The organism is Curtobacterium flaccumfaciens UCD-AKU (assembly GCF_000349565.1).
Lineage (GTDB): Bacteria > Actinomycetota > Actinomycetes > Actinomycetales > Microbacteriaceae > Curtobacterium > Curtobacterium poinsettiae.
In genome coordinates this window covers 97,902-103,958 of the sequence record NZ_KB714631.1, presented here as the reverse complement: position 1 = coordinate 103,958, position 6,057 = coordinate 97,902, and the positions used below count along the sequence as shown (strand labels likewise).

5 protein-coding genes are annotated in these 6,057 nt (G+C 70.9%); 4 read left to right on the top strand and 1 reads right to left on the bottom strand.

Annotated features, from left to right (window positions below):
* Positions 1–40: 40 nt before the first annotated feature.
* The gene (locus tag H489_RS34165) at positions 41–2,095 is read right to left on the bottom strand and encodes a transglycosylase domain-containing protein (RefSeq protein WP_152427338.1); all 2,055 of its coding nucleotides are present in this window, start codon (positions 2,093–2,095) and stop codon (positions 41–43) included.
* A 166-nt stretch (positions 2,096–2,261) separates the two neighbouring features.
* Between H489_RS34165 and H489_RS0119810 the strand changes: the two genes are divergently transcribed.
* From H489_RS0119810 to H489_RS34155, 4 genes are all read left to right on the top strand, one after another.
* A complete protein-coding gene (locus H489_RS0119810) occupies positions 2,262–2,831 on the top strand; it encodes a GNAT family N-acetyltransferase (RefSeq protein ID WP_031260377.1) in 570 nt (189 codons plus the stop codon).
* A 55-nt stretch (positions 2,832–2,886) separates the two neighbouring features.
* Complete coding sequence (locus tag H489_RS37870) at positions 2,887–3,078, top strand: hypothetical protein (RefSeq protein ID WP_152427337.1); 192 nt, start codon at positions 2,887–2,889, stop codon at positions 3,076–3,078.
* A 123-nt stretch (positions 3,079–3,201) separates the two neighbouring features.
* Entirely contained in the window at positions 3,202–4,968 is a 1,767-nt protein-coding gene (locus H489_RS34160; RefSeq protein ID WP_017888364.1) for a hypothetical protein, read from the top strand.
* 93 nt (positions 4,969–5,061) lie between these two features.
* The gene (locus H489_RS34155) at positions 5,062–6,051 is read left to right on the top strand and encodes an alpha/beta hydrolase (protein WP_017888363.1); all 990 of its coding nucleotides are present in this window, start codon (positions 5,062–5,064) and stop codon (positions 6,049–6,051) included.
* Positions 6,052–6,057 lie beyond the last annotated feature (6 nt).

The window sequence follows — 6,057 nt, the reverse complement described above, 5'->3', positions numbered from 1 at the left end:
CACCGCGCCTCCAGGCCGTTCGTGGCTGCGTTCCGGGCCGTCAGCCGACCGGCAGCGCCGCGTTCACCGCCGTCTGCGCGTCGCGCCAGACGGCCGCACGCGACCCGGCGTAGGTGCCGCCCTGGCCGTTGGAGAACGACCGCAGGTTGTGCTTCGCGCCGTCCGTGTTGCCCTGCCAGTAGGCGGTGACGGCACGCGAGGTCCCGCCCACCAACCACACCTGGTCGGCCGCGTCCGTGGTGCCGGTCTTGCCGAACAGTGTCGCGCCGTCGGGGGTCTGCCCACCGCTCGCCGTCCCGCCGCGGAAGGCGCCCTGCATGACGCCGAACGCGGTGGCCGCGGTCTGCCGGGACACCGCCTGCGTGCACGAGCGGGGCTGTCCGCCGAGCTCCTCACCGTCGGGCGCGACGACCTGGTCGATCACCACGGGTGCGCAGAACCGCCCGCCGTTCGCGATGCCGGCGTAGGCCGAGGCCATCGTGAGCGGGGCGATGCTCTCGGTGCCGAGCAACGACCCCGGGTTCCACGGCAGCTCGCCGCCGCTCGCCAGGTGCACCCCCAGCCGCTCGGCCACGTCGCGGATGTCGCACAGGTCGAGCTGTTCGGCCATCGACTGGTACGCGGCGTTGACGGACTGCGCCGTCGCCGACCGGACCGAGTACGGACCACGCTGCCCGGGTGAGTCGTTCTTCGGCTGCCAGAACGCCGAGGCGGGTTCCCCGCACGCGGTCCACTCGCTGTGCGGGTGCGGCGTGCCGTCCACGACGGTGTCCGGGCTCCGGCCGGCCTCGATCCACGCGAGCAGGGTGAACATCTTGTAGGTCGACCCGGTCTGGAAGCCGGTGGAGCTGCCGTCCGCCTCGTCGGTGGCGTAGTTCAGCGAGGTCGCGGTGCGGGGCGCGTCGGACGAGCGGTCGTGGTCGGTGTTCTGTGCCATCGTCAGCACGCGGCCCGTCCCTGCCTCGACCGTGTTGAACGTGGCCCCGAGTGCCAGCCGGGTCTCGGTCTTCGGGTCGTACCGTTCGAGCAGCCGCTTCTGCGCCGCGTTCAGGTCGAGGTCGAGCGTGGTCTGGATCCGGTACCCGCCGGTGCGCCAGGCGTCCGCCCGCTGCTGCTTCGTCGCGCCGAGCTGCGGGAGCCGCTGGGCGATGGTCTCCGCGTGGTCACAGAAGAACGCGGCGCCCACCTCGACCGCCTCGCACCCCTGGTGCGGTGCCGTCAGGTGCACGGAGTCGGCGACACGGGACAGCCGAGCCGTTCGGTACTCCTCGGCCGACAGGTGCCCCTGCTCGTGCATCGACCGCAGGATCACGTTCCGCCGGGCGGCGTTGTCGCGGTGGTGGTCCGGCGTCGACAGGTCCCGTCGTTCCGGCCACTGCACGATCGCGATGAGCGACGCCGCCTCGGCCGGGGTCAGGTCGCTCGCCGACTTGCCGTAGTAGTGCTGCGCCGCCGACTGCACGCCGTAGGTCTGGTCGCCGAAGTAGGCGATGTTCAGGTACGCCGCCAGGATCTGCCGCTTCGTGTACTGCTTCGCCAGGCTGATCGCGAGCTTCATCTCGGCGAGCTTGCGCTGCGGCGTCCGCCTGGTCGCCTCCTCGTACCCGGCCTCGCGCTCCTCGGCCGTGGGCAGTTCGCTGGCCTGCTGGATCTTGATGTTCCGCACGAGCTGCATCGTCAGGGTCGAACCACCCGACCCGCCCTCGGTCCCGGACGTGGCGACGCTCACGAGCGACCGGACGACGGACGTCGCGTCGACGCCGCCGGTCTCGTAGAACCGCTTGTCCTCGCCGTCCACCGCGGCGTGCTCCAGGTGGTCGCTGATCTGCTCGAGCGTGAGCTCCTGGCGGTCCTGGTCCCACACGTTCGCCAGGTGCACCGGCTCGCCGCCGCGGTACGCCCAGATCTGGTTGCGCTGCGGGAGCTGCCCGATCTCGATGTCCTCCGGCAACGACTCGAACACCCCGATCGCCGAGGTCGTGCCGACGCCGGCGACCGCGATCACCGGCGTCACCCCGACGCTCACCAGCAACCCGGCGAGCACGCTGCCACCCACGAAGCCGAGCGCGGCTCCCCCTGCACGTCGCATCGTCATGTCGTTCCCCCTCGTCCGCGCCACCGTCGGCGCGGTCCGGAGAGGCTCGCAGTCCTGCTCGGGTGGGCGCCGGGACTTCCCCGCGGAACACCGTCGTGTCCGCTGGGAAAGTGCCGGGGTCGGTCGCCGCTCGGCGCTCGCCGCCCGTGCGGAGCATGATCGGCGCATGGAGTACTCGACGGCGATGCTCACCGAGGAGACGTGGCCCGACTTCGCCGCGCTCGTGACCCGCAGCAACGGCGTGTGGGGCGGGTGCTGGTGCATCGGCTTCCACCCGGACGGCCCGCGCGGCACACCGGACCCCACGGTGTCCCACCAGGAGGCGAAGCACCGGCACGTGCGCGACGGCACGAACCACCAGGTGCTCGTCTACGCCGACGGCACCGCGGTCGGCTGGTGCCAGTTCGGACGCCCGGCCGAGCTGCCGACGATCCTGAACCCTGGCGCGTACGCCCGCGACGCCTCGACCCCGCCGGACTGGCGGATCGGCTGCGTGTTCGTGGAGTCCCGGCACCGCGGCCACGGTGTCGCACGTGCCGCGGTCACCACGGCCCTGGACGAGATCCGCCGGGCGGGCGGCGGGACGGTCGAGGCCTACCCGGAGCAGACGGTCGAGCGGAAACCGCAGCGCGGGGCGTACCTGCACACCGGACCGGAAGAACTGTTCACGCAGTTCGGGTTCGTGCGCGACCGCCGCATCGCGAAGTGGCGGTGGGTGATGCGCGCCACCGTGTGACCGATCGTCCCTGCTCGCTCCGCACCACCGGCCGCGCACGCGTACCCTGGGTGCCGTGACACGCACCGCTCCGGTACGACCGCACCGCCTCGCCCTGATCGGCGCCGCCGTGGCCCTGGTGATCGGGGTCGGACTGCTCTTCTCCCCCTGGGACGGGCCGGTCGTCCTGCTCGCCTGGGCGCTCATCGTCGCCGCGGTCGTCCTCGGTGCCCTCACGCTGTTCTTCGTCCGGGCGCCACGCAGCTAGTCCCCGCCGCCGGGGCACTTGTCCCCTTTTCTCCCGACTGTCCGAGCGCGGCAACGGGTCTACGGTCTGTCCCGTGCGGCAACGACGCCGCACGATGACGAATCGAGCATCATGCAACGACGGATGAAGCGGATCCTCGCGCTCGCCCTGAGCGTCGGAGTCGTGGGGGCACTGGCTCCGGCGATCTCGGCCCAGGCAGTCGCCACGAGCGACACCCCGGACTTCGGCAGCAACGTGAAGGTCTACGACCCCACGGTGCCGGCGTCGACCATCCAGGCCGACGTTGACGCGGCGTTCACCAGCCAGCTCCGCAGCACGACGGCGCAGTTCGGCACGCAGCGGCACGTCTTCCTGTTCAAGCCCGGCAGCTACGGCCGCATCTGGGCGAACCTCGGCTTCTACACGTCGGTCGCTGGGCTCGGCAAGAACCCCGACGACGTCACGATCAACGGCGCGGTGAACGTCGACTCCGGGTGGAACGCCGGCGACGAGAAGAACGCGACACAGAACTTCTGGCGGTCGGTCGAGAACGTGGCGATCGCGCCCGAGAGCGGAACCGACCGGTGGGCGGTGTCCCAGGCCGCCCCGATGCGCCGGGTCCACGTGAAGGGCAACCTGACGATGGGTCCGTCGAACCAGGATGGTGGACAGGGGTACTCGTCCGGCGGCTACATCGCCGACACGAAGGTGGACGGCACGGTGACCTCGGGGTCCCAGCAGCAGTGGTACACGCGGAACTCGACGATCGGGTCGTGGCAGGGCGGCAACTGGAACATGACCTTCTCAGGGGTCCAGGGCGCCCCGGCGAACGACTTCTCGAAGAGCTACACGACGCTCGCCACCACGCCGACCACACGGGAGAAGCCGTACCTGTACGTGGATTCGTCCAACAAGTACCACGTGTTCGTCCCCTCGCTCAAGCAGAACGCGAGCGGTGTCACGTGGCCGAACACCGCCGGCACCGACCTCCCGATGCGGAACTTCTACGTCGCGCACCCGGGCGACTCGGCCGCCACGATCAACGCCGCACTCGCACAGGGACTGAACCTGTTCTTCACGCCGGGCACGTACGAGCTCGACTCGCCGATCGCCGTCACCAGGGCGGACACCGTCGTGACGGGAATCGGCTTCCCCACCCTCGTCCCCACCAGGGGCAACGCCGTTCTGACGTCGACGGACGTCGCCGGGGTGAACGTGTCGAACCTCGTCGTCGACGCCGGTGCGCAGAACAGCGCACAGCTCGTCCGCCTCGGCAGCGCTGGGTCGCACGTCGACCACGCGGGAGATCCGCAGAGCATCCAGGACGTCTTCTTCCGCGTCGGTTCGAGCGTGCAGGGCAAGGCGACGACCACCCTGCAGGTGAACGCCGACGACACACTGGTCGACCACATCTGGGCCTGGCGAGCCGACCACGGCGGGGCACCGACGGGCTGGAACGTCAACACCGGCGCGACCGGGGTCGAGGTGAACGGCAACGACGTGCTCGCCACCGGGCTCTTCGTCGAGCACTACCAGAAGTACGAAGTGCTCTGGAACGGTGAGAACGGCAGGACGATCTTCTTCCAGAACGAGATGCCGTACGACGTCCCGGACAACGCATCCTGGCAGAGTCCGACCGGCGCGGGCTACGCGGCCTACAAGGTGGCGTCCTCGGTCACGAAACACGAGATCTGGGGCGGCGGCGTCTACGCCTTCTTCAACACGAACCCGTCCGTGCACGCCGACCGGGCGTTCGAGGTCCCGCAGACCGCCGGCGTCCGCGCCCACGGGCTCGTCACCGTCTCGCTCGGCGACACGGGCACCATCTCGAGCATCATCAACGGCGTCGGCGGCGCGGTTCCCACACCTGCGGGCAACACCGCTCCGAACCGACTCGCGTCGTACAACTGACCGGGGTCTGAGGGAGCGGGTGGTCCTGGCCGGGTGACGGCCGCACACCCCCGCACCAGCACCGCCCGCACCGGCGCCGGATACGCTCGGCGCATGACGGACCAGGGGTGGCACGAGGACGTGCTCGGAGCACCGTACGAGCGGCTCGAACTGCCGCTCGGCACCGATTCCGAGGGCCCCGTCGTCGCCACCCTGGTCCGCCGACGGCACACCCCGACGGACCTGCTGCTGCACGGTCGCGGGCCCCTGCACGGGGTCGATGTGCTCTACGTGCACGGCTGGTCGGACTACTTCTTCCAGGTCGAGCTCGCCGAACGCCTGGAGCGGCTCGGCGCCAGGTTCCACGCGCTGGACCTGCGGAAGTACGGTCGGAGTCTGCGTCCGCACCAGACCCCGGGCATGGTCGACGACCTGGCCGTGTACGACGAGGACATCGCCGCAGCGCTCGACGCGATCTCGGCCGAGCACCCCGGCTCGGACCGCCGCAAGCTCGTGCCGATGGGCCACTCCACGGGCGGTCTGACACTGTCGCTGTGGGCGGCCCGGCACCCGGAGCTCGTGCACGGCCTGGTGTTGAACAGCCCGTGGCTCGAGTTCCAGGCCACCGCGGTGGGGCGGGCCATCGTCGCACCGGTCATCAGGCTCGGCGCGCGCCGGAACCCGCTCGCGCCGATGCCCGCCGTCGACCCCGGCTTCTACACGCGCACCGTCTCGGCCGAGGGCGAGGGGTCGTGGACCTACGAGCAGCAGTGGCGGCCGGAGCGCGGCTTCCCCCTGCACCCCGGGTGGCTCGCCGCGGTCTTCGACGGTCAGGCAGAGGTCGAGAAGGGGCTCGGCATCACGGTCCCGACCCTGGTGATGCTGAGCGACAAGAGCATGCTCCAGCCGCGGTGGGACCCGGGGATGGCGCGGGCCGACGTCGCCCTGAACGTCGACACGGTGGCGCACCGTGCGCTCTCCCTCGGTGACGAGGTCACGGTCCGCCGACTCGCTGGTGCCCTGCACGACGTCGTGCTGTCCGCGCCCGACGTGCGGGAACGGGCGTACGACGCCATCGGACGCTGGGCCACCGCCCTCCGCTAGTCCCGC